The organism is Devosia sp. WQ 349K1, assembly GCF_016595685.1.
Taxonomy (GTDB): Bacteria; Pseudomonadota; Alphaproteobacteria; order Rhizobiales; family Devosiaceae; genus Devosia.
Genome location: NZ_JAENGO010000004.1, coordinates 139,360 through 163,784 on the forward strand (window position 1 = coordinate 139,360; position 24,425 = coordinate 163,784).

Sequence of the window (24,425 nt, forward strand, 5' to 3'; positions counted from 1 at the left end):
CGCAATGTCGTTTGCTGCAATCCGTAATACCGCAACCAGCGCACTCGCCTCGTCCCAGGTGAATATGCAGATTGCGGCGTCAAATATCGCCAACGCAGATACCGCTGGGTACACGCGAAAAACCGGCACCCAATTGATGACCGCCACAGGCGGTTTGGGAGCCGGTGTTGAAGTCGCCTCAGTCAGTGGCTCAGCCGATAAATATCTGCTCAAAAGCCTCAATGCAGCAACCAGCGAACTCGCTTCAGCATCCGCTCTGAAGCAGTTCGCTGATCGCGTTCAGGCCCTGTTCGGCACCATCTCTAGCGATGGCTCGAGCAACACGCTCGCTAACCACGTATCGGCTTTTGAAACCGCGCTGGCTCAGCTCTCTGGCACCCCGGAAAGCCAGACCTTGCAGGTTCAGCTTGTCGACACGCTCGACACTCTGGTCAGCAATCTGCGCGCCATCTCCACCGGCACCCAGAGCCTGCGCGCCAGCGCGGACGAAGGCATTGCCGACGGCGTTACCACGGTCAATCAGCGCCTCGAAGCCATCCACGCGCTGAACAAAGACATTAAGCAAGCTGCAGCCCGTGGCGACATGACCGCAGATCTCGAAGATCGCCGCGCCGTAGCGCTTCAGGACATTGCCGCTGAAATGAACGTTTCGGCCTATGTCAGCCCAGACAACACCATGAAGATCTACACCGCGTCCGGTGCAGCCCTTCTCGATGGCACTGTCCATAAGCTGAACTACACCGGCTCGGCTTTCGTCACCACCGAAACGGTCTTCAGCCCGATCATGTTGGACGGCAAGAACGTCACCAGCGCGATCACCTCTGGCAAGATTGGCGCGCAGCTCTATCAGCGCGACGTCAACCTGCCCGCGACCCAGGCCGAGATTGATACCTTCGCGCAGTCGCTGATCGAAAGCGTCAACGCGGCCTACAATCAGGGCACCAGCCTGCCTGCCCCGTCCAGCGTCACCAGCAATGCCCAGGTTGTTGGCACGGACGCGCTCAACGGTAACGGCACTTTCCGCGTCGCCGAGATCAATCCTGACGGCACCCTGGTCGCCTACAGCGACTTCGACCTTGCGAATTACGCAACGTTCGACGACTTCGCAGCAGCGATCGATGCCGTACCAGGACTTGATGCCAGCATTGACGCGAGCGGCAAATTCTCCATCAGCTCGACCGCTGGCAATGGCATCTCCTTCGCCGACATTTCGAGCGACATTGGTGGCAAGGGCGTTTCCGCCGCTTTCGGGTTTAACGATCTGATCGTTGGAACCGATGGCCGCAACGTCGCCGTTCGGGCGGACATCCGCGCCGCGCCGACCGGGCTGTCGACAGCCTCACTCAGCACGGACGATCCGCTCGTCGTCGGCGCTAGCGCCGCTGGCGTCTCGCCTGCCCTCGCTAAGACCCTCCAAAAGAGCGTCACCGATAAGCATGATTTCCCCGCCGCTGGTGGGCTCGCCGCAGCCTCGTCGAGCTTCGCCTCATACGCAGGCCTGATCGCCTCGCGCTCAGCCATCAGCGCGAGCACAGCTGGCAACACGCTCGACAGCAAGCAGAACACCTACGAGACCCTCACTACCGCCATTTCCGCACAAAGCGGCGTGAACGTTGATGAAGAAATCGCCCGCGTTTCTGAGCTTGAGCAGCAATACACCACTGCAGCCCAACTGCTGCAGGTCCTCAATGACATGTTCGATGCCCTTCTGGGCGTTGTTAAGTAAGGGAGGCACTTCGCATGGCAATGCGCGTAGCGACGTTCGCTCTAAATGACCGGATGCTCTCAGCATCCCTACAAACCCAGTCCCGCATGGCGGAAATGCAGATGCAGCAAGCGAGTGGCATTAAGTCCAACGCGCTTGGTGAATATGGCGCCAGCGGCAAGGTCCTGATTGATCTCGAAATCTCTCTGGCCCGCTCGCAGACCTACACAGCATCAGCCCAGGAAGCGTCGAGCCGTGTTGCCGTCATGTACGGCATCATGGACACCGTCAACGAACTGCTGAGCAATTTCCGTGTGGCGTTGGCCGGCATCAAGAGCGTCAATTCCGATGCCGAGACGCGGGCATCTCTCGCCAACAATGCATCCTTCACGATGACCGAATTGGGTGCTCTGCTCAATTCCCAGTACGAGGGCCGCTATCTCTTCGGCGGTAGCGCAACGACCACTCTTCCGGTCGATTTGGCCAACTACACTCTTGCAGATCCTACCCAGCCCTATACCGACTACTACATGGGCAACGACGCCTTGGCGTCGGCTCAGGTCTCGGCAGAACAGTCGGTAAGTTATGGCGTTGCGGCGAGCGACCCGGCCTTTGAAAAGGCCTTCCGCGCGCTCTCCATTATCGCCGATACAAACGGCGTTTTTGGCGCGACCACAGTTGATGACTCGCTGAACCTGATTATGGACGCGATCAACAATGCAGCGGGCGTGCAGGGCACTCTCTCACTCAATGCCGCCGCACTCGAACGCTCGGTTCGCCGCGAAGAAGATTTCCAGGAAATGTTCAAAGCGGACCTGTCAGGCGTTCGCGACGTCGACGTCACCCAGGTGGCGGTACGCCTCACATCCTACGAAATGCAGTTGCAAGCGTCCTTCGCCACCATGGCAAAGGTCAGCAATCTGAGCCTGCTCGACTACCTGCGGTAAGAACCATGTCCCTCAAGCTCACCCTCAAGCCCGGCGAAAGCGTTCTCATCGGCGACACGCGTGTAGAGATTGTCTCACGCGGATCATCTACGCTGTTGATCAGTGGGAGCGTGCCCGTGCTACGGGGTGAGTTTGCTGTGGATGCTGATACCGCGCAGGATACGCCCTCTCAGTTGCGCTTGGTGCTGCAGAGGATGTATCTCGATGCCAATGTCGCCATCCATCACGACGCTTATTTCAAAGTGGTTGGCGACATGTTGGCCGAGTACCCGAACTCGGTCCCCTTCATCACCGAGATCAATCGCTGCCTAATGACGGGCGACGTCTATCGCGCCATCAAAATCGCCAAGGAATACCTTGCCGATATGAACGCGCCTGCCGACAAGTGGATGCTGAGCGGTCCCGAGTCGAAACTCGCTCCTCAGCGCACCAACGCCGCTTAATCGATCGAGCGCAAACGCAGCAGATGGACGCGCATCGCGTCCTCTGCCTTATCGGGCTCTCGCGCTTCGATATGATCCAAAATCTCGGCATGATCACAATCAATGTCATGCCAGAGGTGAGGTCGCCCCGGACTGCTCTTGGCGCAATGGGCAAAGATGCGCCACACGGGCGGCGCGATAACAGCCATCAAACGGTTACCCGCCGCCTCCATCACGGCCTGATGGAAATCCACACTGTGATCGGTGCGCTCACTCAGCACCTTGCCCCGCTCAACGCTGCGCGCCGCCAGCCGAATGCGATCAAGGTCTTGCTCTGTCCGACGTTCCGCCGCCCAACGCGCTGCAGGCAGTTCTAGTGCCAGACGTGTTTCCAGAATCTCGGCTTCCGAAATCTGCTCCCCGGCGGTCATGAGACCGAGGCCGTTCTCAATATTGGCCTGCACAAAGCTCACATCAGGAATGACGACGAATGTGCCGCCGGTGATTCCCCGCGACGTCTGCACCAATCCCTGCGAGCTCAACACCCGCAGCGCCTCTCTAGTGGTGTTCCGACTGACGCCAAAATTGGCAGACAGCTGAGCCTCCGAAGGCAGTTGCTCTCCCGGTTGCAGCGCGCCTTGCAGGATTAAGTCCCGCAATTGCTCAGCAATCTGCAAATAAGCACTCTGCACCTTGCGCACGGCCAAAGCCTTACCCTTGGTTGGTTTTTCTATCAAAGAAGCCCCCAAAATCAGCATTCCGGCCCTGCACGGCACAGCGCGCGATTAAATTTTAATCACAACGATTTCATGCTCATCATTTAAACTTTTTTTCGCCTCCCGGACAGCTTTTTTGTTGCCGGAGTGCGAGATAGCCCCTTAGCCTCTAATTGTTGGACATTTAGAGGCGAGCGATGCCACGCTATATTCTCACCCGTATTGCATGGGGTCTGTTGACCCTGCTGGCAATCCTTACCTTCGTGTTTTTTCTGGCGCGAATGACCGGCGACCCGGTTCGTTTGCTGCTGCCAGACCAAGCCACACAGGCCGATGTCGATGCCATGCGCGAGACGCTCGGGCTTAATCGTCCTGTTGTAGAACAATACTTCGACTTCATGGCGAAGGCCGTCACCGGCGATCTGGGTGACTCTCTGCGTCAGCAGCGTCCCGCCCTCGAAATCGTGCTGGAGCGCCTCCCCGCGACCTTAGAACTCGCGATCACATCCTTTGTCATCGGCTTTGCCGTTGCGCTGCTTCTGGCGGTCTTGGGGGAAGTCACGGGCAATCGTCGCCTGCGCAACGGCCTCCTGTGGGTCGCAACATTCCGCCAGTCGGTGCCGCCCTATCTTTTCGGCATCCTGCTCATTCTCATCCTCTCGGTGAATATGGGCGTCTTGCCCGCCATCGGTCGCAATTCAACCGCCAGCTATGTCATCCCCGTGCTGACCATGGCGACATTTGAAATCGCGCTCTACCTGCGCCTCTTCAATACCTTCTTTGACGAGATGCGGCGTAACGACTGGGTGCGCACCGCTATAGCCAAGGGCATCAGCCGCAACCGCCTCGTTTTCCGTCACATGCTGCCCAATGCCATTCTGCCGGTCATCACCGTCGCAGGCATCAATCTGGGCATCCTCATTGGCGGCACTGTGGTGCTGGAGATGGTGTTCAATTGGCCGGGCATGGGACGTCTCATCGTCCAGGGCGTCACCCAGCGTGATTACCCCATCGTGCAGGCCGGCGTGGTCGTCACCGCTGCTGTGTTCATCCTCATCAACATCGTTGTCGACATTCTCTATGCGGTCCTCGATCCGCGCGTGAGGCTCTCATGACCCCAACATCTGTCACGCCCGAAAAGACCACCAAAACGATCCGCCTGCCCCGCCTGCCCTTTTCTCTTTGGATCGCAATCATCATGCTCGCCGGTGTTCTGGCGCTCATGGCCTTGGTGCCTCTGTGGTCAGGGTTTGATCCCAATAAGCAGAGCCTGTTCTTTGCGCTCGAACCCGCCTTCACCAATCCGGCGCACCCGCTGGGCACCGACGCTCTGGGCCGCGATATCTTGAGCCGCCTGTCGGTCGCGGCCAGTGTCTCTGTTCTGGTCGCTCTTGGTGCCGTGTGCATCTCGGCCGTGATCGGCATCGTCATTGGCCTTTTGGCCGGTTGGATGCGCGGCCCGGTCGACAGCCTCCTCATGGCGCTAGGCAATGTGCAATTGGCTATCCCCACTGTTCTGCTGCTCATCGTTCTGGTCGCCGCCCTCGGCTCAAGCCCGCTTTTGCTGGTGATCCTCCTCGGTTGCGTCAACTGGGTCGGCTATGGCCGCGTCGTCCGCGCTCAGGTCATCTCGCTGCGGGAGCGCGAATTCATCACCGCCGTAACCACGGCCGGTGGCTCCAGCTGGTGGATCATGCGCAAGCATCTCCTGCCCAATGTTCTGCCCGCTGTGCTCGTGCTCGCCGCTTTCGACGTCGGCGTCATCATCACCGTTGAATCCTCACTCAGCTTCATTGGTCTGGGCATCCAGCCTCCGACTCCGAGCCTGGGTCTGATGATCAGCGAAGGGCAGCGTTACCTGCAGACCTATTTGCCGCTCACCCTCCTGCCGGCCTTGGTCATCTTCTTCCTCATCGGCGGCATTCAGTTCGCCTCCCAATCCCTCAATCGCGCCCCGTCTCGCGGTTGAACTTCCGCCCTTCCGTTTCCTCCACCTACCCAACACTGGAGAACACTATGATCCTCTCACGTCGCACCCTGCTGGCAACGACCACTGCCCTTCTCGCCATGACCGCGCTGTCACCAGCCTTCGCTGCCGACAAGACCAGCGTCACCGCCGCACTGGTCGCCGAGCCTGTCAGCCTCAACCCGATCTACGACACCAGCCTGCCAGCTTTGAACGTTTTCTATAACGTCTTTGATCAGCTGACTGGCATTGACGCCTCGGGCGCTGTTGTTCCGCGCTTGGCTGACGCTTGGGCAGCCTCGGAAGACCTCAAGACCTGGACCTTCAACCTGCGTGAAGGCGCCACCTTCCACGACGGTTCGCCTGTCACCGCTGAAGACGTGCTCTTCACCTATGAAACAGCCATGACCGACAAGACCTCGCGTCTGGGTGGCTATCTCTCGACGGTCGAAAGCATCAGCGCGGAAGGCAACCGCATCATCTTCTCGCTGAAAATCCCATACGCACCGTTCGACCGTCAGGCGACGCTGATCCCGATCATTTCCAAGGCGGCATTTGAGACCATGGGCGCCGAAGCCTATGCCCGCAAGCCAATCGGCAGCGGCCCATACTCGGTCGAAAACTGGGCCAATAGCGACACCATCACTCTTCAGCGCTTTGACGCCTATTGGGGCAATAAGGGCACCTACGAAACCGTCATCTTCCAGCCGGTTCCAGATGAGACCACACGCGCCAACTCGGTTCAGTCCGGCGATCTCGACATTGCACTTCTTGGCCCATCCAGCGTGCCAGCCGTTGAAGGTTCGGGCAGCGCCAAGGTTGTCCACCAGCAGTCCAACCGCGTTGTCTACCTTGGCTTTAACGCCACCACGGCTCAGCTGAGCAATGCCAAGCTGCGTAAGGCCGCCGATCTGGCGCTGGATCGTCAGCTGCTGTCCTCGCGCCTGCTCAATGGCGCTGCCGAGCCAGCCTCCCAGCTCGTGGCCCCGGTGTCCTTCGGCTACAGCCCAGACATCGCCCCCACGACCTACAATCTCGATCAGGCCAAGGCTCTGGTTGCCGAGGCTGGCTATGACGGCACGGCCATCCCGCTAACCTACCCAAATACCGGTCTGCCGCAGATTGATCAGGTTGCACAGGCCATCGCCTTCTTCCTCGGCGAAGCGGGCATCACCGTGACCCTCGACCCGCAAGAAGCCAACACCTTCTCCAATTCCTGGTTCTCGGCCTCGCTTGGCGGCTTCTACCTCCACGCCTTTGCCCCATCGGTGATGGACGCAGACCTGCCCTTCAACATGCTGCTCCGCTCGGGCGGTCAGGGCTACGCCAACAATGCTGACATCGACGCTCTGCTCGACGTTCAGGTTGGCACTGCAGCCCAGAACGCACGCGCCGCAACACTGGCTCAGATCAGCACCATCGTTACCGAAAACACCTTCTACGCCCCGCTGTTCGTGGACACCTATTCCTACGCTGTCACCCCAGACGTCGAATGGTCCCCGCGCCCCGATGGCATGATCGTTTTCAACTAATTCACTGATTTCAGAGGGATATTAAAATGGCTGAACTCCACCCAATCCGCGAATACACCGGCGACGTTCCAAAGCACGAAACTGCCGTAATCGTTGTCGATATGCAGCGCGCCTTCTTCGACAATAACGATAGCCTGGGTCAGGCCGGTTTCGACGTCACCCCTTTGCGTGAAGCCATTCCGGGCACCATCGAGCTGGTCAACCTTGCCCGCGCCAATGGCGTGCCGGTGATCTTCACCCGCTATGTCTACTCCCCCGGCATGGTCGATTTCGGTCGCAAATACGGTGCAAACCCCGAAGCCCGTAAGTCCACCAACTCGCTCGGCTACGGCACTGCCGAAATCGAGATCATCCCAGAGCTGAACGTACAACCCGACGAAGTCGTCATCGACAAGTCCCGTCCAAGCTCCTTCTACGGCACCCGCCTTGAGCCAGTGCTCACCGGCATGGGCATCCGCAACGTCATCGTCTGCGGCGTCACCGCCAATATCTGCGTGGAAACCACGGTCCGCGACGCAGGCCAGCGCGACTATGGCACCTTCGTTGTTGCCGATGCTGTCGCCGAGTTCCTCCCAGAGCGTAAGCACTATGCCCTTTTCGGCATGGCTTGGTCCTTCGCCAACGTCGTCAACGTCGCCGACATCGCCCGCTCTTGGGCAGCGACTTCTGCAAGCGACGCTGCTTAGGAACACTTGTGTCTTCACTTTCACACTCAGCAGGGTCGGGCCAATCTTTGGCCCGGCCGGCAATCTTGGTGGCGCTTGGGTTTGCCGGGGTCATCGGTGCCCTGATGCAGACCCTTGTACTGCCCCTGCTTCCGCTCTTTCCCTCGATGTTCAACGTCTCCATCGCCGCCGCTTCTTGGGTAGCGACATCGACCATGCTGGTCGGCGCCATCGGCGCGCCCTTGGTTGGCTGGCTGGGTGACCGTTTTGGCCTCAAGTCGATGATCATGCTCTCGCTGATCGCCTTGGCCATTGGCTCGTTCATCTCCGCCCTCGCCACTGATTTCACCACAATGATTATCGGGCGCGTCCTGCAGGGTTTTTCTGTCGGGATCGTCGGCCTCTCAATGGCCATGCTGCGCCGTCTCTGGCACGTCGAAGGCCTGCCCATGGCCGTCGGCATCATCGGCGGCACCATCGGCATTGGCACGAGCCTGGGCGTGCCTTTAGCGGGCTTCATTGTCTCCTTCGGCACCTGGCAAACCCTATTCTGGATCATGGGCGGCTCCGCCGTTCTCGCAACCCTGCTCATCTGGGTCCTCGTCCCCTCCGTCGCCCCCATCTCAAGACAGCGCTTTGACCTCACGGGCGCGCTGGGCCTTGGCCTGATCCTTACCCTCATTCTTTTGCCGTTGAGCCTGGCCGCCGATGGCGAAATGTCCATTCCCATGAGCGCCACCCTGCTCATCATTGCCGCTGCGCTTCTCTGTGCTTGGGTCTGGCACCAGAACCGCACGCCACAACCCTTTGTGGATCTTAGCCTCCTGCGTGTACCGGCAGTTTCCACCAGCCACCTCATCGCACTCTTCCTCGGCTTCGGCTTCTTCCTCAGCTTCACCGGCACCATCACCATCAGCCAAATGCCCATGCACAATGGCGTTGGCCTTGGCGGCACCGTCCTCACCACGGGCTTTGTGCAATTGCCCGCCAGCCTCATCGCCATTGTCGCGCCGCCCTTGGCCGGGCTCATGGTCGTCCGTTCAGGTGTCCGCGCCGCAATTGCCGCCGGCATAGCCGTCTCCATCGCAGCCTTTCTGGCGCGCTGTTTTTATCTCGATAATTCCATCTACGTGGCGCTCTCGACCATGTTCCTCTCGGGCGGCATTTCCTTTGCCTTCGCGGCCTTGCCCGTGGCCCTGATGAGCGCGACCCCCACCGACAAGCTCGGCGCCAGCAATGGCTTCAATATGCTCAGCCGCCAGATGGGCGCGGCCGCCGCTAGCGTCGCGGGAGCCGTTATCGTCGCGCTCCACCTTGATTACGTCACCCCCTCCGGCCCTGAAGGCTTTTACTGGCTCTTCGGCCTTGGCGGCGTGTCCACGCTGATCGCACTCATCCTCGCTCTCAGCACCAAAACCCTCAATTCCGCACCCCTTTCGCAGGAGACATTGTCATGACTGAAAGCTCGAACCCACTGCTCGTTCTTCGCGATGTGTCCATCGAATTTGAGACCTCGCGCGGCCCCGTTACTGCCGTCCGCAATTTCAATCTCACTCTGCCTGCAGGCCGAAAACTGGCCATCGTTGGCGAGTCTGGGTCTGGAAAATCAACCATTGCTGCCGCCATCAATGGCCTTCTGGCCGATAATGGCCGCGTCTCCACTGGCGAGATTTTCTTTGATGGTCAGGACGTCACCAAGCTCGACCAAAAGGGTCTGCGCGCCCTGCGCGGCAAGAGCATTGGTCTGGTTCCGCAGGACCCGATGACCAATCTCAACCCGCTTCAGCGCGTCGGCACCCAGATCGCCGAAGCGCTCGAAGTCCATGGTCAGGCCAATAGCACCCAAGCGTTCAACCGTGCCGTCGAACTGCTCGACATGGTTGGCATCAATGAGCCCGCCCGCCGCGCTCGCCAATATCCGCATGAGCTTTCCGGCGGCATGCGCCAGCGCGTCCTCATCGCCATGGGCCTTGCCTGCCGCCCGCGCCTCCTCATTGCCGACGAACCCACCAGCGCGCTCGACGTCACGGTGCAAAAGGTCATTCTCGAAGAGCTCGAAAGCCTCACCCAGCAGCTGGGCACTGCCCTCATCCTCATCACCCACGATCTCGCCCTCGCCGCTGAGCGCTGTGACGATGTCGTGGTGATGTACCGTGGCGATGTCGTTGAAACCGGCACGGCCGCCGAAGTCATGGCCAATCCGCAGCACGAATATACCCGCCGCCTGATTGCCGCCGTGCCAACCATGGTAACCCCACCGCTGGTCAAGCCTTTCCCCACGCCCCAAGACACAAGCCGTCGACCCCTCGTCGAGCTTGTCGCCGTCCAAAAAGTCTATCCGGGCCGTCAGGGCATGTTCTCCAAGGGGGCCGATTTCACCGCCGTCCAGAACTCCTCCTTCACCATCCAGCGCGGCCAGACCGTCGCGGTAGTCGGGGAATCCGGCTCAGGCAAATCTACCACTGCCAAAATGCTGCTCAAAATCGAGGAGCCCACCTCGGGCGACATCGTCTTTGACAGCGGCACCATCACCCATTTGCGCGGCAAAGACCTGTTCGACTTCCGCCGCCGCGTGCAGCCCGTCTTCCAAAACCCCTTCGGCTCGCTCGACGCGCGTTACACCGTCCGCCAATCCGTCGAAGAACCGATGATCCTGCATGGCATCGGCACGGCCGCCGAACGCCGCGATCGGGTCGATGAGCTTTTGCAGCAAGTCGCGCTGCCCGCAGCCCTTGCCGATCGTCGCCCTGCTGAAATTTCGGGCGGCCAGAGCCAGCGCGTCGGCATAGCCCGCGCCCTCGCCCTAAAACCCGAACTCGTCGTCCTCGACGAAGCGGTTTCCGCCCTCGACGTGCTTGTGCAGGAACAAATCCTCATTCTGCTGGCCAAGCTGCAGGAAGAGCTGGGCCTCTCCTATCTCTTCATCAGCCACAACCTCGCCGTCGTCCGCATGATCGCCCATCAGGTGCATGTGATGAAAGCGGGCGCTATCGTCGAGTCCGGTACGCCCGACGAAATTTTCCTAAATCCTCAGCACGCCTATACCCGCGAGTTGATCGCCTCCATTCCAGGTGCAGCGCCGCCGAGCCACGCGCTCAAAGCGGCAAGCTGATCACCCTCCACCACGGCTGCGCTCCGGCGCAGCCGTCGCGCGCGGCAACGAGATCTTCGCCAAAAAATATTCGCCCTACGACCGGCAAATATCTCTTTTTGCCATGCTGACTTAATCAGAGGATGCAATACGATACCGGCCATGCGGTCAGGGCAGTTTTTGCATCATGTCGTTCTACGCCTATTATTTTGCTCTCTATGCCCAAATCGCAATTGGCATAAGCTTCATGCCGCTGTGGCTGCAGTCTGAAGGCCTCAGCATCCAAGACATTGGAACAATGACTGCCGCCGGGGCCCTATTGGCAGTTTTGATCAACCCCATCGTTGGCGGATTGGCAGACAAAACCGGCCAAGCCAAGTTCATCCTCCTTGGCCTCATCGCTCTTGCCCTGCTCGCCAATGCCGGGCTGCAGCTGGCCTCAACGCCGGTTGCCATAGCCGGTATCTTCCTCTGCTCGCGCTTCGTCAGCGCCCCATTCATTCCTTTGAGCGAGTCCATCCTACTCGCCAACCTCGCCTCCTCTCGTCTTGAGTTCGGCAATGTCCGCGCTTGGGGCTCGGGCGCTGTTGTCGTCACAACGCTTCTGTGTGGCTATCTGGTCGATTGGCAGGGCACCGCAGCCGTCATCGTCTTGGTCAGCGTCGTGCTGCTGTGCCAAGCCGTATTGGCCAGCGCCCTCCCGCGCAGAACCCGCACCCGCGATCAAGCGACCTCGCTGGCCACAATCAGCACCGCCATACGGAACCGCAGCTTCTTGCTGCTCGTTGGCAGCGCCGCAATCGCGCAATCCTGCCATGGCGTCTTCTACGCCTACAGCACGTTCCGCTGGATCGAGGCTGGCCACTCAACACTCGCCATTGGCGCGTTTTGGGCGCTTGGCGTTGGCGCTGAAGTGTTCGCCTTCGCGCTTTCTAGCCGCGTTTCCGCACGCCTCACTGCTGGCAAAATTATCGCCATTGGCACCATAGCGAGCGTTCTGCGCTGGGGCACCTTCGCCTATTCGGCAGATCTCTACCCCACGCTCTTCATGCAGCTCTTGCAAACTGGTTCGCTGGCCATGACCCAAATCGGTGTCGCCACCTATATGCGCCGCAACATCCCGGTCGAAGCACTCTCAAGTGCGACCGGCACCTATGCCGCTGGGACAGGGCTCATCTCGGCCCTCTTCATCCTCGTCGCCGGACAGCTTTACGCCCTCGACAGTGCTCTGGTATTCTTATGCACCAGCATAGCTTGCATCTTCGCGTCTATTGTCGCCCTCTTGTTAGTCCGTAGCGAGAAAACCAGCGCATGAGCTGCATCGGTATTGACCTTGGCACAACGAATTCTCTGGTCGCCGTATTTGAGGACGGGCAAGCGCGCCTCCTCCCCAATGCTCTTGGCGAGGTTTTGACCCCGTCCGCCGTCGGCTTGGCTGATGACGGTGCGACGGTTCTCGTGGGCAAAGCGGCTCTCAGCCGGCTCATGCTGCGCCCCGACCTTACCACTGCCCGGTTCAAGCGGCTCATGGGAACCAAGACCAAGATCAATCTCGGCAAACGCCAGTTCGATGCGGTCCAATTATCGGCTTTCGTCCTGAAATCGCTCAAGGAAGATGCCGAGATCGCCTTGGGTAAACCCGTGACGGATGCGGTCATTTCCGTTCCCGCCTATTTCAACGCCGTACAACGGCAGGCCACCAAGGACGCCGCAGAAATTATCGGCCTGAACGTGTCGCGCCTGATCAACGAGCCCACCGCCGCCGCCTTGGCGACTGGCCTGCTTGAGCGCGACGCCGAGACGACCTTCGCGGTCATCGACTTAGGTGGCGGGACCTTCGACGTGTCCATTCTGGAAATGTTCGATGGCGTGATGGAGGTGCGCGCCAGCGCGGGCGACGCCCATCTGGGGGGAGAAGATTTCACCAGAACCATAGCGGAACACTTCGCGAAAACGGCCGGTCTCGACTACGGCGCAATGTCGCCAGAGCGCCAAGAAGCGTTCCTAGCGATCTCCGAACGCGCCAAACGAGGACTGTCCGGGGCCGAAACTGTCACCACAGCCTTTGAACTGAACGGCCAGCACCACGATTTTAAGCTCGATCGCGCCAAGTTTGACGAGATGACCGCAGATCTGCTCGCCCGCATGCGCCGCCCGATCGAGCGGTGCCTCTATGACTCAAAGCTCGATGTCGACGGTCTTGATCGCGTCATCTTGGTCGGCGGCGCCACACGCTTACAGGCCGTTCGCTCCCTTGCCGCACGCATATTCCGGCAGCTGCCGGTGCAGGTCCTCGATCCGGATCACGCCGTTGCGCTCGGTGCCGCTATTCAGGCGGGCCTGGTCCAGCGCGATGCTGGACTCGGCGACATGGTGATGACCGACGTTGCCCCCTTTTCGCTCGGCATAGAGACCACCGCCTTGCAAAAGAAGCAGACAATTCCTGGGCTCTATTCTGCAATCATTGACCGCAACACCCCGCTCCCTGCCAGCCGAAGCGGTGTTTTTTCGACAATTGTAGACAATCAGACCCGTATTGACCTGAAAATTTATCAGGGGGAGGCCGCCCTCGCTTCGGCCAATGTCCACCTCGGCAGTCTAAGCGTACCTCTATTGCCGGGCCCTGCTGGCCGTGAGGCAATCGAGGTGCGATTTACCTATGACACCAGCGGCCTCTTGGCCGTCGATGTTGAGGTGTGCTCCTCCGGCGCCAGATACACCGAACTCATCGACAATCTCGCGCAGGCACTCACCGCCGATGAACGCGCCAAGCGTCTCAAAGAAATGGACCGCTTCAAGGTCAATCCACGCGACGATGCTCCCAATGTTGCTTTGATCGCAGCCATAAATCAGGTGCATGAGATGCTCTTGGGTGACGAGCGCGCAAGCGCGCACGACTTGCTCGTGCGGTTCGAGCTGGCGCTTCGCACCCAAGACCCAAAGTTCATCGCCGCTGAACGCGAGGCGATCAGCATCAGTATCGAGGTTCTGGAGAAAACATTTGTCCGTTAACTGGCCATGGTCGGAGCTGGGGCTGGATGCGCCAGCGCAAACAGATCGGGCCGTAAAACGCGCTTATGCATCCAAGCTTCGCACCATCGATGTCGACGTCGACATCGCGGGTTTTGCGACCCTCCGTGCAGCCTATGATGCCGCACTCCGCAATGTTGCCTCGAACGCCCCACCAGCACCCCGTGCACCGGCATCTGTACCGGCAGATGTCCCAGCCTCCGCACCAGCAGATGCACCAGCCTCTGTACCGGCAGATGTCCCAGCCTCCGCACCAGCAGATGCACCAGCCTCTGTACCGGCAGATGTCCCAGCCTCCGCACCAGCAGATGCACCAGTCTCTGTACCGGCAGATGTCCCAGCCTCCGCACCAGCAGATGCACCAGCCTCTGTACCGGCAGATGTCCCAGCCTCCGCACCAGCAGATGCACCAGCCTCTGCACCGGCGGATACCCAGTTCACTGCACCAGACGATGAGCCGATCCGCCAGATATGGGCTGCCGAACACACAGTTTCGGCCGAACCAGAGCTTGCCCAACCGTCCGAAACCGACCGCGCTGTCGCTGCCATCATTGAGCACCTAAACCAAAAAAACTATGACCTCGATATCTGGCAACAGCTTATCTCGGCCGACCAGATTTCCGCGCCAGATACCAGTGGTTTGGTCGAAGGGCTCATCGTGACGAGTTTGCAGGCCAAGCCCCCATATGCACTCTACCCGCCAGTGGCTTGGTTGCGTTTGGTGGACGCGCGCTACGCATGGACCACCGACAGCGTCGGATTTCTAAGACGACACCCCGCGTCTGGGAACGTACTAGTCGATATCGCAGGGCTCCTCACAAGCCCGACCACAAAGCCCGTACCGACCCAGGGCCGCACGGTCCATCTCTTCCTGCGCTGGTATGCTCTGGTGATCTACACCGTCTTATTCTTCGTCTTCCGCCAATACCTGTTCATCTAAGCCCATGACCTTCTTCATTGTAATCTTCATATCTTGGGTGTTGGTGAGCCTGTTGCGACGCGCGTTTCGGCGGCTGTTGCGGGAATGGGACGCACACGCGGCGCGGCGCGGCAAGCCGATGCCATTGTGGAAATTAAGGCAGAAGCTCACGGCACCACTCTGGGGCTATAGGCGGGGGCAGGTCATCGCCTCCCTGCTGACCGCCGGCATGTGCCTATGGCTGGTGCTTTCCACCTTTGCCCCTTGGGCTCGCCCGCCATGGATTCTCCGCATGGACGTGTCCCACTCGACGAACCAGTTAGCGACACTGTATGGCGCCCCACCTGCTTGGCTTGCTGTACCCAAATCCGCCTCCCTCGAAGAGACGATTGATCGCTTTGAGCGCTATCCATTCCCGCGGCTCCACCTGACCTATCCCGCCTCGACCCAGAGCACGCAACCGGACCTTGGCGGCGTCATTATTTGCGAAACTCAGTCCACGGCTGCCCAGCAGAATTGCCGTTTGCGTGTCGCCACAGAGCTGCGCAGCCTTCCGGGAGAAACCATCAATGGCATCCAAATAGCTCCGCCCGCCCGGATGGCCGCTGCCTTCTCCACCGATGGCAAAGCGCTCAATGTGCATTGGCATCAAAGTCTCGAGTATACCGCTAGCGCCGCGAAAGGAGAGGCCGTTTTCGCAGGTGGTCCCGTCCCAACAGCGAGTCCGATAGCAATATCACCAGAATGGCTGATAGCAGCGGCGAGTGGCGACAATGCCCCGGCCATTGTTGCCGATTGGCCGTTCGAAACACTAGAGAACACAAATCACTATGTTTTCGCTCACGCAGGCGAGCAGGCGCTCTTCGCGACCTTTTTGAGCGCCTCCAAACTGACCGATAAGGGCATTTTAGAGGGCCACGACCTCAGCGCCCTCACGCAAGGCGTGCTGCAGGACTATGTTACGATTTTTGGTCATGTGGACCAATCGCCAGCCATCGCCCAATTGCTGACGGCCCCCGTGCCCAACAGCAATGATGCAACGGCAATCACGGCGGCTCTGGCCCGCCAGCCGCAAACGTCGCCACTCTACTTCCGTCGTGACGTTCATGCGAAGGCTGTTTACGAAGCGCTACTTGCCGATCTGCGTGAGGTCGGCCTCTTGCCCTAAGGGCGGGTCTGCCGCAGTGCGATAGCGGCGATCTGGCCCGATGACGGGCCAGACGAGAGTGTTGCCAGCGCCCACAGTGCGGCCGCTGGCAAAAAGCTTAAAAGCCCTGAGTGAACTTCTGATTGATCTGATCGACCGACAGCTCGTCGATACCCAGCGCCACGGCCATGGTGTTTTTGGTGCGATAGTCGCGGTCGCGCATGATTTGATACATGTCGATGACACGGGTCACATTTGGCGTCTGGATGCCAGCTAGGCGTCCAAAGCGTTCAAGCGTGACCAGATTGTATGGAATTTCTTCCTCAACATAGCGATGCTCGATCTTGCGCGGACCATTGCGGAAGGTGCGTTCGTAGGTCAGTGGGAACAGCACTTCACGGACAGTCGCGTCAGGACGCTGACCCTGGGTGAAAATCCCCGCAGCGCTTGGGCTATCGATACCAAAGGCCTTGGCGACAGCGCGGCGATCTTGGTCGAGCGCGTTGATCAGGCGACTGATGGACTCGGTGACGTAGTAATAGCCGCACCATTCCTCACCCTCTTCCATGCGGGTGATATTTCCCATCACAAGGCCGGAGTGGACAATGCCGCCCATGGCCATCAGGCCAACTTCCAAGGCGCTGCCAAAGCCCTTGAAGCGGTCACCAAAGGCTTCCGAGACAACAGCGATAGCACGGTCAGTCTGGTCAGCAGGGATGGCTGAAATGCGCGCCATCTTCTTTGGTGGCACTTGCACAGCGTCATTTGGCCCAAGCTTACGGCCCATGGTCATTGGACCATTGAGCACAGCAATCAGGGTCTTCTTGCCCGCATCAGCCAAGAGCTTGGAGAGATAGAGATCGCCCAGACCCATTTGACCACCGGTGATCAGCACGGTGTGCTCATCGGTCAAATAGGGCACCAGTTGATTGAAAATCGAGCGCTGACCATAGGCCGGAATAGCGATCAGGATCAGCTTGGCGGACTCGACCAGAAGCTTTGGGTCTTCGACGAAATTCACATCGAACGTGCCGTTCACACTGCCCGTCGTGGTGATTTTATTGTTCTCGCGCAGGCCCATGGTCCCGCGACCCGACGGCGACCAGAGCGTCACGTCATTGCCGAGGAGGCGGAGCAAACAGGCGGACGTAAAACCAACGGCACCAGCGCCTGCGATAGCGACTTTCGTCATGACAAAGTGTTCCTAGATTTGAATTTACGAGTTGAGGCGCTTCGCCTTGGAGAGATCGCCATAGACCTCGCCTGCTTGGATGGATTTGAGCGCCATACGCAGCCGTCGCGGGTCGTCAGCACTCATCGCAAACACGATCACCCCATCGTCATTGAGATAAAGGACCGAGAATTTCCCCTCCGCACGGTCGCCTTCTTCAACCACCTGCGTGGCCAGAGCGGCATTGCCAGCCATCTGGAAATTGCGACCGAACTGATCTGTCCAAAACCGTGTCGTCGGCGCATAGACGGTCGGCGTACCAGACAGCGTTTTCGCCATGGCCGCCGCGTGGTCCATGGCGTTGTACCAGGTCTCAAGCATGGCGTGCGTTTTGGAGCCGTCATGGAAGAACTCGGCAACATCGCCCAGCGCATAGATCGCCGGATCGGACGTCTGACCGTAAGTATCAACAATGATCCCGCGACCGACCGCGAGCCCAGCCGCAGTGGCCAGTTCGGTATTGGGCGACATGCCGATACCCGCGACGATTAGATCAGCCTCCAGCGCCCGCCCATCGGCCAAGACCACCTGATAGCTCGCCTCTCTCGCCTCAATCGAGGAAAGACCGGCGTTAAAGTGAAACGCGACGCCACGCTCGACATGGACCGCGTGGAAAAACTCGCGCTCAGGCGCTGGCAGCAATCGCCCCATAACGCTTGAGGTGGCTTCAACGACATGCACATTCACCCCGAGGTCTCGCGCCACCGAAGCCAGCTCAAGGCTAATCACCCCGGCGCCAATGCAAACCAGCGAAGACCCCGCCTTCAGATTTTGACGGATGGCCAGAGCATCCTCAAAACTGCGCAGATAGGACACATGCTCCGCGCCCGGAACAGCAAGCCGCCTTGGGCTTCCGCCCGTTGCCAAGATCAACTGATCATAGGCCAGCGTCTGCCCCGATTGCAGCACCACTACACGCTCAGCGCGATTGATCTCGGCAACCCGGCTATTGAGCAAAAGCGCAATACTGCGCTCCGCCCAAGCCTCCGGAGGGAGCAGATAGGGCGGCGCAGGTTCATCGGCCAGCAGCACCGCCTTGCTCAGCGGCGGCCGATCGTAAGGGGCATACGCTTCCTCAGAAATCACCGTCAGAGCAATATCAGCCGAGGCTTTGCGGAGAGCCGTGGCCAGCGCATAACCCGCCAAGCCACCCCCAATGATTACGATCGATTGTGTCATGCCAAGAGGCCGCTCTTTGTCAGTTGCCAAAATGGTCGCGCAATTGGCCCAGAATGATCTCAGCGCGCAGCGGCAACACTTCGACGCTGGAGCTGCCCTGATGTGGGCTCAGCAACACACGGTCGATCTGCATCAGCTCTGCCGGAACGCGCGGCTCATCGGCGAACACATCAAGTCCGGCCCGTTCGATCGTGCCGTTCTGCAACGCCGCAATCAGCGCCGCCTCGTCGACCACCGACCCACGCGCCACATTGACCAACCATCCGCCCGGCCCCAAAGCCGCCAAAACGTCCGCGTTGATAATGTTCTGCGTCTCCGGGCCACCCGGGCATGACAGCATCAAAGTGTCAGACCACTTTGCAAGCTCAAGCAGATCCGCTTCATAGCGGTAGTCGACGTCCTTAGGACGGGGACCGTAGTAGGCGACCTCCATGCCAAACGCCGCGCAGCGATGCGCGATCTGAAGGCCAATGCCCCCAAGACCAACAATACCCACCTTGCGCCCACGCAAGAGGTTGCCCGGACGATAGCGGCGCTCCGGCCACAGATTGGCCCGCACATGCGCATCGGCCCCGGTGACATCGCGGGCGATACCCAGCAACAGCGCCAGCGCCAAATCCGCAACCGTGTCGTTCAGCGCCGCAGAGTTGTTGAACAGCGCAATGCCACGACGCTTGACCGCTTCCACGTCGATAGGATCAACACCGGCCGTGTAGCAGGCGATAATGTCCAGCGCGGGCAGTTGCTCCAGCAGCTCTTCGCGCACATACCCGCGCGAGCCGGTCACGATCCCGCGGATGCGCGGGCCCACTTCGGCCAACATAGCGCTGCGCGCCTCACCCTCTTCGGGCAGCTGGTGCACAGTGAAATGCTCAGCAATACGCTCAGCCGCAGGCGATGGAATTTTGATGAGAGCGAGAAGTTCGATCACTTAGCTTCTGCCGTGTTCATGAGAAGGGTATTTTGGGTGCTCCAGGCCATAACTACCTGATCACCAGCAGCAAAGTTCTGCTCGGCTGACGCGGTGACAGCGAAGCGAACGCCATTGACCTCAACAGTGTAATGGACAGAGCTGCCGCGGAAGACGCGGTCTTCGATACGGCCGGTAAGCATATTGTCCTGCCCCACGCCCTGCTGGTTGGCATGCAGCGTGATCTTGTCCGGACGCACGCCGATGAGGTTCGAGCCAATCTTTACGTCTGCCGATACCGGCACAGCGCGCAAATCGAACAGCCCCCAGGCCACGTTGGCCAAACCATCGGACAGCGTTTTGACTTGAACCGGCAGGAAGTTCATCTCGCCGATAAAGCGGGCAACGAATTCGGTCCGTGGGAAATTGTAGAGCTCTTCCGGCGAGCCCATCTGTTCGATGCGCCCCTCGTTCATCACCACAATCGTGTCGGACATGGTCAGCGCTTCTTCCTGATCATGGGTGACCAGAACGAAGGTTTTGCCGGTAGCGCGCTGCAAGCGACGCAGTTCGTCCTGCATCTCGCGGCGCAGCTTGGCGTCGAGCGCCCCCAGCGGCTCGTCGAGCAGCAGCAGTGGCGGGTTCGGCGCAAGCGCACGCGCCAAAGCCACGCGCTGACGCTGACCGCCAGACAATTCGCTCGGCATACGGCGATGCATGGTGTCGAGCTGAACCAGCTTGAGCAGTTCATCAACGCGCGCCGTAACCTCGGCTTCCGGCAGGCCCTTGAGCTGCAAGCCAAAGGCAACGTTCTGCCGAACGGTCAAGTGTGGGAACAGGGCATAGTCCTGAAACACCATGTTCACATTGCGCTTATGCGGCGGGATATTGGTTGAATCCACACCCTCAATGTAAATCTTGCCGCTGGTCGGTTCTTCAAACCCACCCACCATACGCAGCGTCGTCGACTTGCCGCACCCCGACGGTCCCAGCAGGGTTACGAACTCGCCAGACTTCAATTCGAGCGACAGCGACTTAACGGCGACGAAATCAGAAAACTCTTTGGTGACGGCGTCAACCTTGAGAACGTTAGCCATTGTTCATCCTTCTGCGAACCATGCGCTCGGTGTAGAGGCCAATACAGATCGTCACGACGAGGATCATGGTGGACATAGCCGCCAGACTAGGCGTGAGACCGGAGAAAATGCGGCCGTAAATCAGGACTGGAAGTGTCGGGTTGTAGCCGCCCAAGAAGAACGAGCGGACGAAGTCGTCAAAGCTCGACAGCATTGAAAACACCGTCCCGCCGATCAGCGCGGGCATGAGATAGGGCAGTGTCACGCGCACGAAGGTGACGAAGCTATCCGCCCCCAAATCGCGCGCTGCTTCGGTAATGTTCTTCGGCATGCCGTTGAGACGGGTCAGCGCCATCAAGGTCATGTAGGGCACGCTATGGATCGCGTGCGCCATGATGATGGCTGTCGTGCCAGGCGGGATGCCCACTGATTGCGCAAAGATGCGCAGCGAAATGGCCGAAACGATGGACGGGACCACCAGCGGCATACAGGCCAGTGCGAAAATAATCGGCCGCCCCCAAAGCTTGGCGCGGGCCAACAGCACCGCCACCCAAACGCCGACGATCAGCGCAATCAGCGTCGAAATCACCGCGATGTAAAGCGACAGGCCCAGCGCGCTGTGAAACTCGCGATCTTGCGCGACTTCGAGGAACCAACGCGTGGTCCACTTCTCAATCGGGAAGCCGAGGAAAACGCCATCCTTAAAGCTCATCATCACAACGATCATGAGCGGGCTGAGGAGGTAGAAGGCAAAGGCCGCATAAGCGAAGCCGAGCCAGCTCCAGTTTTGCGTCAGTTTAGTGAAGAACTTCATCGATCAGTACTTCTTCTTGGCGCGCAGAAGCGAATGCAGAACGCCGCTGATGATCAAGGCACTGACAAACAGGATGATCGCGAGCGCTGCGCCGCGTGGCCAGGTCAGGCTGGATTCATGGAAGTAGGAGGCGATGACCTGCGCAAACAGATTGCTGTCTGTGCCAGCAAGGATCATCGGCACGGTATAAACACCGGTCGTAATCAGGAAAACCAGCGTCACACCCGTCGCGATACCATCGCGCATGAGCGGCAGCGTCACCTTGAAAAAGCGGGTTATGCCGTTGGCGCCGAGGTCTGAAGCGGCTTCAAGCACATTGGTCGGGATCTTCTCGATGGCGGCATAAAGCGGCACGAGCATGAACAGCGCCACGACATACAGCATCCCCGCCCCCAGCGAGAACCAGGTGTAGAGAAAGGGGATCGGGCGCTCGATGAAATTGGCCCACATCAACACGAGATTGATCGCGCCGTTCGAGGCAAAAATCAGCACATAAGAGAACACGCGGATAAGCTCGCCCACCCACGAGGGCACCATGGCCAACAGCAAGAGGCGCACCTGCAAGTTCTTCGGCACTTTCTTGGCAATGAAATAGGCCAGCGGCGTCATCAGCACGAGCGCGACGAACGACACCACAACGGCAAAGCCCATTGTCCTTAAGAACGGCAGATACACCGTGTAGTCGGTAAACAAGAGCAGGTAATGCTCAAAAGTCCGGACTTCAGACTGTCCCGCTGGCACAGGATATTGCTGGAGCAGGCTGATATTGAGCATCTGTCCTAGCGGAAAAATGTTCCACAGAACGAGCCAAGCAACAGGAAGCACCACCATAAGGATGGAGGCCAACTTCAGGTTACGATTGAGGAAACCGGAAAGCGCGCGGTAAGGCGCGTTGGACATGAGAAGGTACGACCAGTGGACCTTCCCTTCGCTGCGGCGCTTTGTGGCGACAACTGTTGAGCTCATAGTCTGCTCTATATCTTTCGCATATCAAAGACCGAGACATGCGTGGGGGCCGCAGGGACCCGCGCAGCGTTTCAGCTGCGCGGGTGTTTGCATCAAGCTTCGCGCAAGCCAGCGCCGTACTGATCGAGCAAGCCGTAACGGTTGTCGTCGGCGCCCTTCACGTCGAGCCAGGTAATGCGCTGGAGCTGTTCATCCGAGAATTGGATCGCCTGAGCTTCCGCTTCGGTCAGGCCCGATGTCGCATCAAGGAAGGTCGACAGGCTGCCAGACGAACGGGTCATCGACGAGCCAATGCTCTCTTGCTGCAGCAAGAAGTCGATGAACTTATAAGTGTTTTCTTGGTTCGCCGAGTTCTTGAACAGCGAGTAGTTATAGGTCCAGCCAGTGGTGCCTTCGACCGGAATGCCCGGCTGAACGCTGCTGTCTGCACCGGCAAGAAGCATTGCCGTTTCGGTAAAGCCCATGCCCGCGTCAATTTCATTACCGAAATAGAGCTGCTGGAATTCAGCAGTGGTGTCATACCACTTGCGCAGAACATGCTTACGGGAAATGGCGTATTCGCGGCATTCCTTGAGCATGGCTTCGACGGCAGCAGAGTCACCGTTGTAACCGGTCCAGACATCCTGCAAACCAAGATGGAACATGGCTGCATAGAGCGCGCTGCCCGGACGCAGGGTGACGCGACCGGCATATTTGTCACCGAAAATGGTTTCCCAGGTTTCGGTGTCTTCCGGCGCAACCACGCCCTTGCGGCTTGCCATCATGGCAAAACCGGTCAGGACAGGAATGCCGTAGCGCTTGCCCTGAATGAACTGAGCGTCCGCATCGCGGTAGACCGGGTTGATCTTGGACATGCCCGGAAGCTTGGACTCGTCGATTTCGGCCAGATAATCGGTGGCGATGTAAGCGAACATGCGGTGGCCCGCGATGATCGACATATCGGTCTGGCGCTGATCACCTTCGGCAGCTAGCAGATTGAAAATCTGCGACTGATCGGTTGTCGAGCGCAGATTGATGACGATGCCGGTTTCCTGCGTGAACTTCTCGCGCAGGTCCTTCGGCACGTAAGAGTCGTGACCAACAATGTTGACCACGCCTGCGGCGTGTGCGCGGCCGATCAGGGCTGGCATCGCCAAGCCGGTGGCGAGCGTCGCAGCACCAGCCTTCAAAAATCCACGGCGGTTCAGCTTGAAATTCATCTTATTATCCTCTCACCCTCTAATGCGTGTCGGAATTCCCCAATTCTGACACGCTAATACACGTCGGGTTATCGTACCAGTTGACGGACGACTAACCTTGGTGCGTTCCCTAGAATAGAAATCCAAGCCTTACCGCTGATTAGAAATTCTCTTTTCAATCAGCCAGTTCGACGTGAATCTCTTCTCCTTCAACCCGGACCTTGTAGGCCCGAATTGCCACCTCGCAGGGCGCCAAAGTTGGCTCCCCAGTCAGCGTGTCGAAACACCCACCATGCAATGGGCATTCAACATGGCCTTCATCGGTCAGCCAGCCATCAGACAAGAAGGCTTGGCCGTGTGAGCAGAGGTCGTCAGTGGCGCGGAATTCGCCGCCGGGCATATGGTACAGGGCGATCTGACGATCCCCGACAAACACCTTGAGAATCTCCCCCTCGGAGACATCGGCGACAGCAGCAACACGAACACTAGACGACATACGCAAACAGCTCTTTAGACAGACACAACGATATAGTTATCATCGACCGAAACCTCAAAAGTCTCAGCCTTATAGGGGCCTTTTACAACTTCATTGCCGGAGGCAACTTCGCTGAAATAGGTCTTCACCTTGGTGTTCGCCGGGTCGAACCATGATTGCCCCGTGCGGATGTCAAACTCCCAACCGTGGTTGGGGCACATGACAATCTCACCCTGACGCTTCATGCACGGACGGCCCGGACCATCATGGCCAGCCAGACCAGAGCGTACACCCGAACTCAGCGGCGCACCTTGGTGTGGGCACTTGTCCAGCAGGGCGAAATATTCGCCATCGAGATTGTATACGACGATCGGACGACCACCCGCCTTGAAAGCGAGCTGCGCGCCTGGAGCAATATCCCCGACCTTGGCAACAACGTATTTCGCCATCAGAACC

Annotated in this window: 23 protein-coding genes; 13 read left to right on the forward strand and 10 right to left on the reverse strand. The window is 59.1% G+C overall.

All coding sequences use genetic code 11. The features are described 5' to 3' along the window. The first annotated feature begins 4 nt into the window (after nucleotides 1-4). From flgK to JHL21_RS09580, 3 genes are read left to right on the forward strand one after another with little or no spacing between them, the layout of a single operon-like run. Nucleotides 5-1,726 (forward strand): flagellar hook-associated protein FlgK, encoded by a 1,722-nt coding sequence (gene flgK, locus JHL21_RS09570; protein WP_200213161.1) that lies wholly within the window; start codon nucleotides 5-7, stop codon nucleotides 1,724-1,726. A gap of 14 nt (nucleotides 1,727-1,740) precedes the next feature. Continuing rightward, on the forward strand, nucleotides 1,741-2,652 hold the full coding sequence (locus JHL21_RS09575) for a flagellin (protein WP_200213162.1): 912 nt from the start codon (nucleotides 1,741-1,743) through the stop codon (nucleotides 2,650-2,652). 5 nt (nucleotides 2,653-2,657) lie between these two features. Next, complete coding sequence (locus JHL21_RS09580; protein ID WP_200213163.1) at nucleotides 2,658-3,095, forward strand: flagellar biosynthesis repressor FlbT; 438 nt, start codon at nucleotides 2,658-2,660, stop codon at nucleotides 3,093-3,095. Here JHL21_RS09580 and JHL21_RS09585 read toward each other — a convergent pair. Beyond that, nucleotides 3,092-3,811, reverse strand: coding sequence for a FadR/GntR family transcriptional regulator (locus tag JHL21_RS09585; protein WP_200213164.1), 720 nt, complete (start codon nucleotides 3,809-3,811; stop codon nucleotides 3,092-3,094). The genes JHL21_RS09580 and JHL21_RS09585 overlap by 4 nt on opposite strands. Nucleotides 3,812-3,987: 176 nt before the next feature. On the opposite strand from JHL21_RS09585, the gene JHL21_RS09590 reads away from it, so the two are divergent. From JHL21_RS09590 to JHL21_RS09635, 10 genes are all read left to right on the forward strand, one after another. Next, nucleotides 3,988-4,905 (forward strand): ABC transporter permease, encoded by a 918-nt coding sequence (locus JHL21_RS09590; RefSeq protein WP_169195420.1) that lies wholly within the window; start codon nucleotides 3,988-3,990, stop codon nucleotides 4,903-4,905. Then, entirely contained in the window at nucleotides 4,902-5,759 is an 858-nt protein-coding gene (locus JHL21_RS09595; RefSeq protein ID WP_200213165.1) for an ABC transporter permease, read from the forward strand. The genes JHL21_RS09590 and JHL21_RS09595 overlap by 4 nt, the downstream gene beginning before the upstream one ends. Nucleotides 5,760-5,806: 47 nt before the next feature. Then, nucleotides 5,807-7,288 (forward strand): ABC transporter substrate-binding protein, encoded by a 1,482-nt coding sequence (locus JHL21_RS09600; protein ID WP_200213166.1) that lies wholly within the window; start codon nucleotides 5,807-5,809, stop codon nucleotides 7,286-7,288. 26 nt (nucleotides 7,289-7,314) lie between these two features. Continuing rightward, nucleotides 7,315-7,974 carry a cysteine hydrolase family protein gene (locus JHL21_RS09605; protein WP_200213167.1) on the forward strand — a complete coding sequence of 220 codons (660 nt, stop codon included), beginning with the start codon at nucleotides 7,315-7,317 and terminating at the stop codon, nucleotides 7,972-7,974. A 47-nt stretch (nucleotides 7,975-8,021) separates the two neighbouring features. Further along, entirely contained in the window at nucleotides 8,022-9,410 is a 1,389-nt protein-coding gene (locus tag JHL21_RS09610; protein ID WP_200213169.1) for an MFS transporter, read from the forward strand. Then, on the forward strand, nucleotides 9,407-11,065 hold the full coding sequence (locus tag JHL21_RS09615) for an ABC transporter ATP-binding protein (protein WP_200213170.1): 1,659 nt from the start codon (nucleotides 9,407-9,409) through the stop codon (nucleotides 11,063-11,065). The genes JHL21_RS09610 and JHL21_RS09615 overlap by 4 nt, the downstream gene beginning before the upstream one ends. 166 nt (nucleotides 11,066-11,231) lie before the next feature. Beyond that, nucleotides 11,232-12,359: an MFS transporter gene (locus tag JHL21_RS09620; protein ID WP_200213171.1), complete on the forward strand. Its 1,128-nt coding sequence runs from the start codon at nucleotides 11,232-11,234 to the stop codon at nucleotides 12,357-12,359. Continuing rightward, a complete protein-coding gene (locus tag JHL21_RS09625; protein WP_200213172.1) occupies nucleotides 12,356-14,056 on the forward strand; it encodes an Hsp70 family protein in 1,701 nt (566 codons plus the stop codon). The genes JHL21_RS09620 and JHL21_RS09625 overlap by 4 nt, the downstream gene beginning before the upstream one ends. Then, complete coding sequence (locus JHL21_RS09630) at nucleotides 14,046-15,014, forward strand: hypothetical protein (RefSeq protein ID WP_200213173.1); 969 nt, start codon at nucleotides 14,046-14,048, stop codon at nucleotides 15,012-15,014. Before JHL21_RS09625 ends, JHL21_RS09630 begins: the two co-directional genes overlap by 11 nt. A 4-nt stretch (nucleotides 15,015-15,018) precedes the next feature. Continuing rightward, entirely contained in the window at nucleotides 15,019-16,161 is a 1,143-nt protein-coding gene (locus JHL21_RS09635) for a hypothetical protein (RefSeq protein WP_200213174.1), read from the forward strand. 97 nt (nucleotides 16,162-16,258) lie between these two features. On the opposite strand, the gene JHL21_RS09640 is transcribed toward JHL21_RS09635, so the two are convergent. The 9 genes from JHL21_RS09640 to JHL21_RS09680 all read right to left on the reverse strand — a co-directional run bounded on the left by JHL21_RS09640 (nucleotide 16,259) and on the right by JHL21_RS09680 (nucleotide 24,418). After that, nucleotides 16,259-17,332, reverse strand: coding sequence for an NAD/NADP-dependent octopine/nopaline dehydrogenase family protein (locus JHL21_RS09640; protein ID WP_200213176.1), 1,074 nt, complete (start codon nucleotides 17,330-17,332; stop codon nucleotides 16,259-16,261). 24 nt (nucleotides 17,333-17,356) lie between these two features. Beyond that, the gene (locus JHL21_RS09645) at nucleotides 17,357-18,550 is read right to left on the reverse strand and encodes an NAD(P)/FAD-dependent oxidoreductase (protein WP_200213177.1); all 1,194 of its coding nucleotides are present in this window, start codon (nucleotides 18,548-18,550) and stop codon (nucleotides 17,357-17,359) included. Between the two features lie 19 nt (nucleotides 18,551-18,569). Then, entirely contained in the window at nucleotides 18,570-19,481 is a 912-nt protein-coding gene (locus JHL21_RS09650; RefSeq protein WP_200213178.1) for an NAD(P)-dependent oxidoreductase, read from the reverse strand. Beyond that, nucleotides 19,478-20,557 carry an ABC transporter ATP-binding protein gene (locus JHL21_RS09655; protein ID WP_200213179.1) on the reverse strand — a complete coding sequence of 360 codons (1,080 nt, stop codon included), beginning with the start codon at nucleotides 20,555-20,557 and terminating at the stop codon, nucleotides 19,478-19,480. Before JHL21_RS09655 ends, JHL21_RS09650 begins: the two co-directional genes overlap by 4 nt. Beyond that, complete coding sequence (locus JHL21_RS09660) at nucleotides 20,550-21,350, reverse strand: ABC transporter permease (protein WP_169195410.1); 801 nt, start codon at nucleotides 21,348-21,350, stop codon at nucleotides 20,550-20,552. Before JHL21_RS09660 ends, JHL21_RS09655 begins: the two co-directional genes overlap by 8 nt. A 3-nt stretch (nucleotides 21,351-21,353) precedes the next feature. Continuing rightward, complete coding sequence (locus JHL21_RS09665) at nucleotides 21,354-22,316, reverse strand: ABC transporter permease (protein WP_200213180.1); 963 nt, start codon at nucleotides 22,314-22,316, stop codon at nucleotides 21,354-21,356. Nucleotides 22,317-22,408: 92 nt separating this feature from the next. Beyond that, nucleotides 22,409-23,515: a PotD/PotF family extracellular solute-binding protein gene (locus tag JHL21_RS09670; protein ID WP_200213182.1), complete on the reverse strand. Its 1,107-nt coding sequence runs from the start codon at nucleotides 23,513-23,515 to the stop codon at nucleotides 22,409-22,411. A 154-nt stretch (nucleotides 23,516-23,669) separates the two neighbouring features. Then, nucleotides 23,670-23,990, reverse strand: a complete 321-nt coding sequence (locus JHL21_RS09675) for a non-heme iron oxygenase ferredoxin subunit (protein ID WP_169195407.1) — start codon at nucleotides 23,988-23,990, stop codon at nucleotides 23,670-23,672. Between the two features lie 14 nt (nucleotides 23,991-24,004). Further along, nucleotides 24,005-24,418, reverse strand: coding sequence for a Rieske (2Fe-2S) protein (locus tag JHL21_RS09680; RefSeq protein ID WP_169195406.1), 414 nt, complete (start codon nucleotides 24,416-24,418; stop codon nucleotides 24,005-24,007). Between the last annotated feature and the right edge of the window lie 7 nt (nucleotides 24,419-24,425).

Coding starts and splice junctions, on each gene's coding strand:
- JHL21_RS09655 (WP_200213179.1), bottom strand. CDS start 20,557: ATGGCTAACGTTCTCAAGGTTGACGCCGTCACCAAAGAGTTTTCTGAT.
- JHL21_RS09600 (WP_200213166.1), top strand. CDS start 5,807: ATGATCCTCTCACGTCGCACCCTGCTGGCAACGACCACTGCCCTTCTC.
- JHL21_RS09590 (WP_169195420.1), top strand. CDS start 3,988: ATGCCACGCTATATTCTCACCCGTATTGCATGGGGTCTGTTGACCCTG.
- JHL21_RS09615 (WP_200213170.1), top strand. CDS start 9,407: ATGACTGAAAGCTCGAACCCACTGCTCGTTCTTCGCGATGTGTCCATC.
- JHL21_RS09680 (WP_169195406.1), bottom strand. CDS start 24,418: ATGGCGAAATACGTTGTTGCCAAGGTCGGGGATATTGCTCCAGGCGCG.
- JHL21_RS09670 (WP_200213182.1), bottom strand. CDS start 23,515: ATGAATTTCAAGCTGAACCGCCGTGGATTTTTGAAGGCTGGTGCTGCG.
- JHL21_RS09660 (WP_169195410.1), bottom strand. CDS start 21,350: ATGAAGTTCTTCACTAAACTGACGCAAAACTGGAGCTGGCTCGGCTTC.
- JHL21_RS09605 (WP_200213167.1), top strand. CDS start 7,315: ATGGCTGAACTCCACCCAATCCGCGAATACACCGGCGACGTTCCAAAG.
- JHL21_RS09575 (WP_200213162.1), top strand. CDS start 1,741: ATGGCAATGCGCGTAGCGACGTTCGCTCTAAATGACCGGATGCTCTCA.
- JHL21_RS09620 (WP_200213171.1), top strand. CDS start 11,232: ATGTCGTTCTACGCCTATTATTTTGCTCTCTATGCCCAAATCGCAATT.
- JHL21_RS09580 (WP_200213163.1), top strand. CDS start 2,658: ATGTCCCTCAAGCTCACCCTCAAGCCCGGCGAAAGCGTTCTCATCGGC.
- flgK (WP_200213161.1), top strand. CDS start 5: ATGTCGTTTGCTGCAATCCGTAATACCGCAACCAGCGCACTCGCCTCG.
- JHL21_RS09625 (WP_200213172.1), top strand. CDS start 12,356: ATGAGCTGCATCGGTATTGACCTTGGCACAACGAATTCTCTGGTCGCC.
- JHL21_RS09665 (WP_200213180.1), bottom strand. CDS start 22,316: ATGAGCTCAACAGTTGTCGCCACAAAGCGCCGCAGCGAAGGGAAGGTC.
- JHL21_RS09675 (WP_169195407.1), bottom strand. CDS start 23,990: ATGTCGTCTAGTGTTCGTGTTGCTGCTGTCGCCGATGTCTCCGAGGGG.
- JHL21_RS09640 (WP_200213176.1), bottom strand. CDS start 17,332: ATGACGAAAGTCGCTATCGCAGGCGCTGGTGCCGTTGGTTTTACGTCC.
- JHL21_RS09645 (WP_200213177.1), bottom strand. CDS start 18,550: ATGACACAATCGATCGTAATCATTGGGGGTGGCTTGGCGGGTTATGCG.
- JHL21_RS09595 (WP_200213165.1), top strand. CDS start 4,902: ATGACCCCAACATCTGTCACGCCCGAAAAGACCACCAAAACGATCCGC.
- JHL21_RS09635 (WP_200213174.1), top strand. CDS start 15,019: ATGACCTTCTTCATTGTAATCTTCATATCTTGGGTGTTGGTGAGCCTG.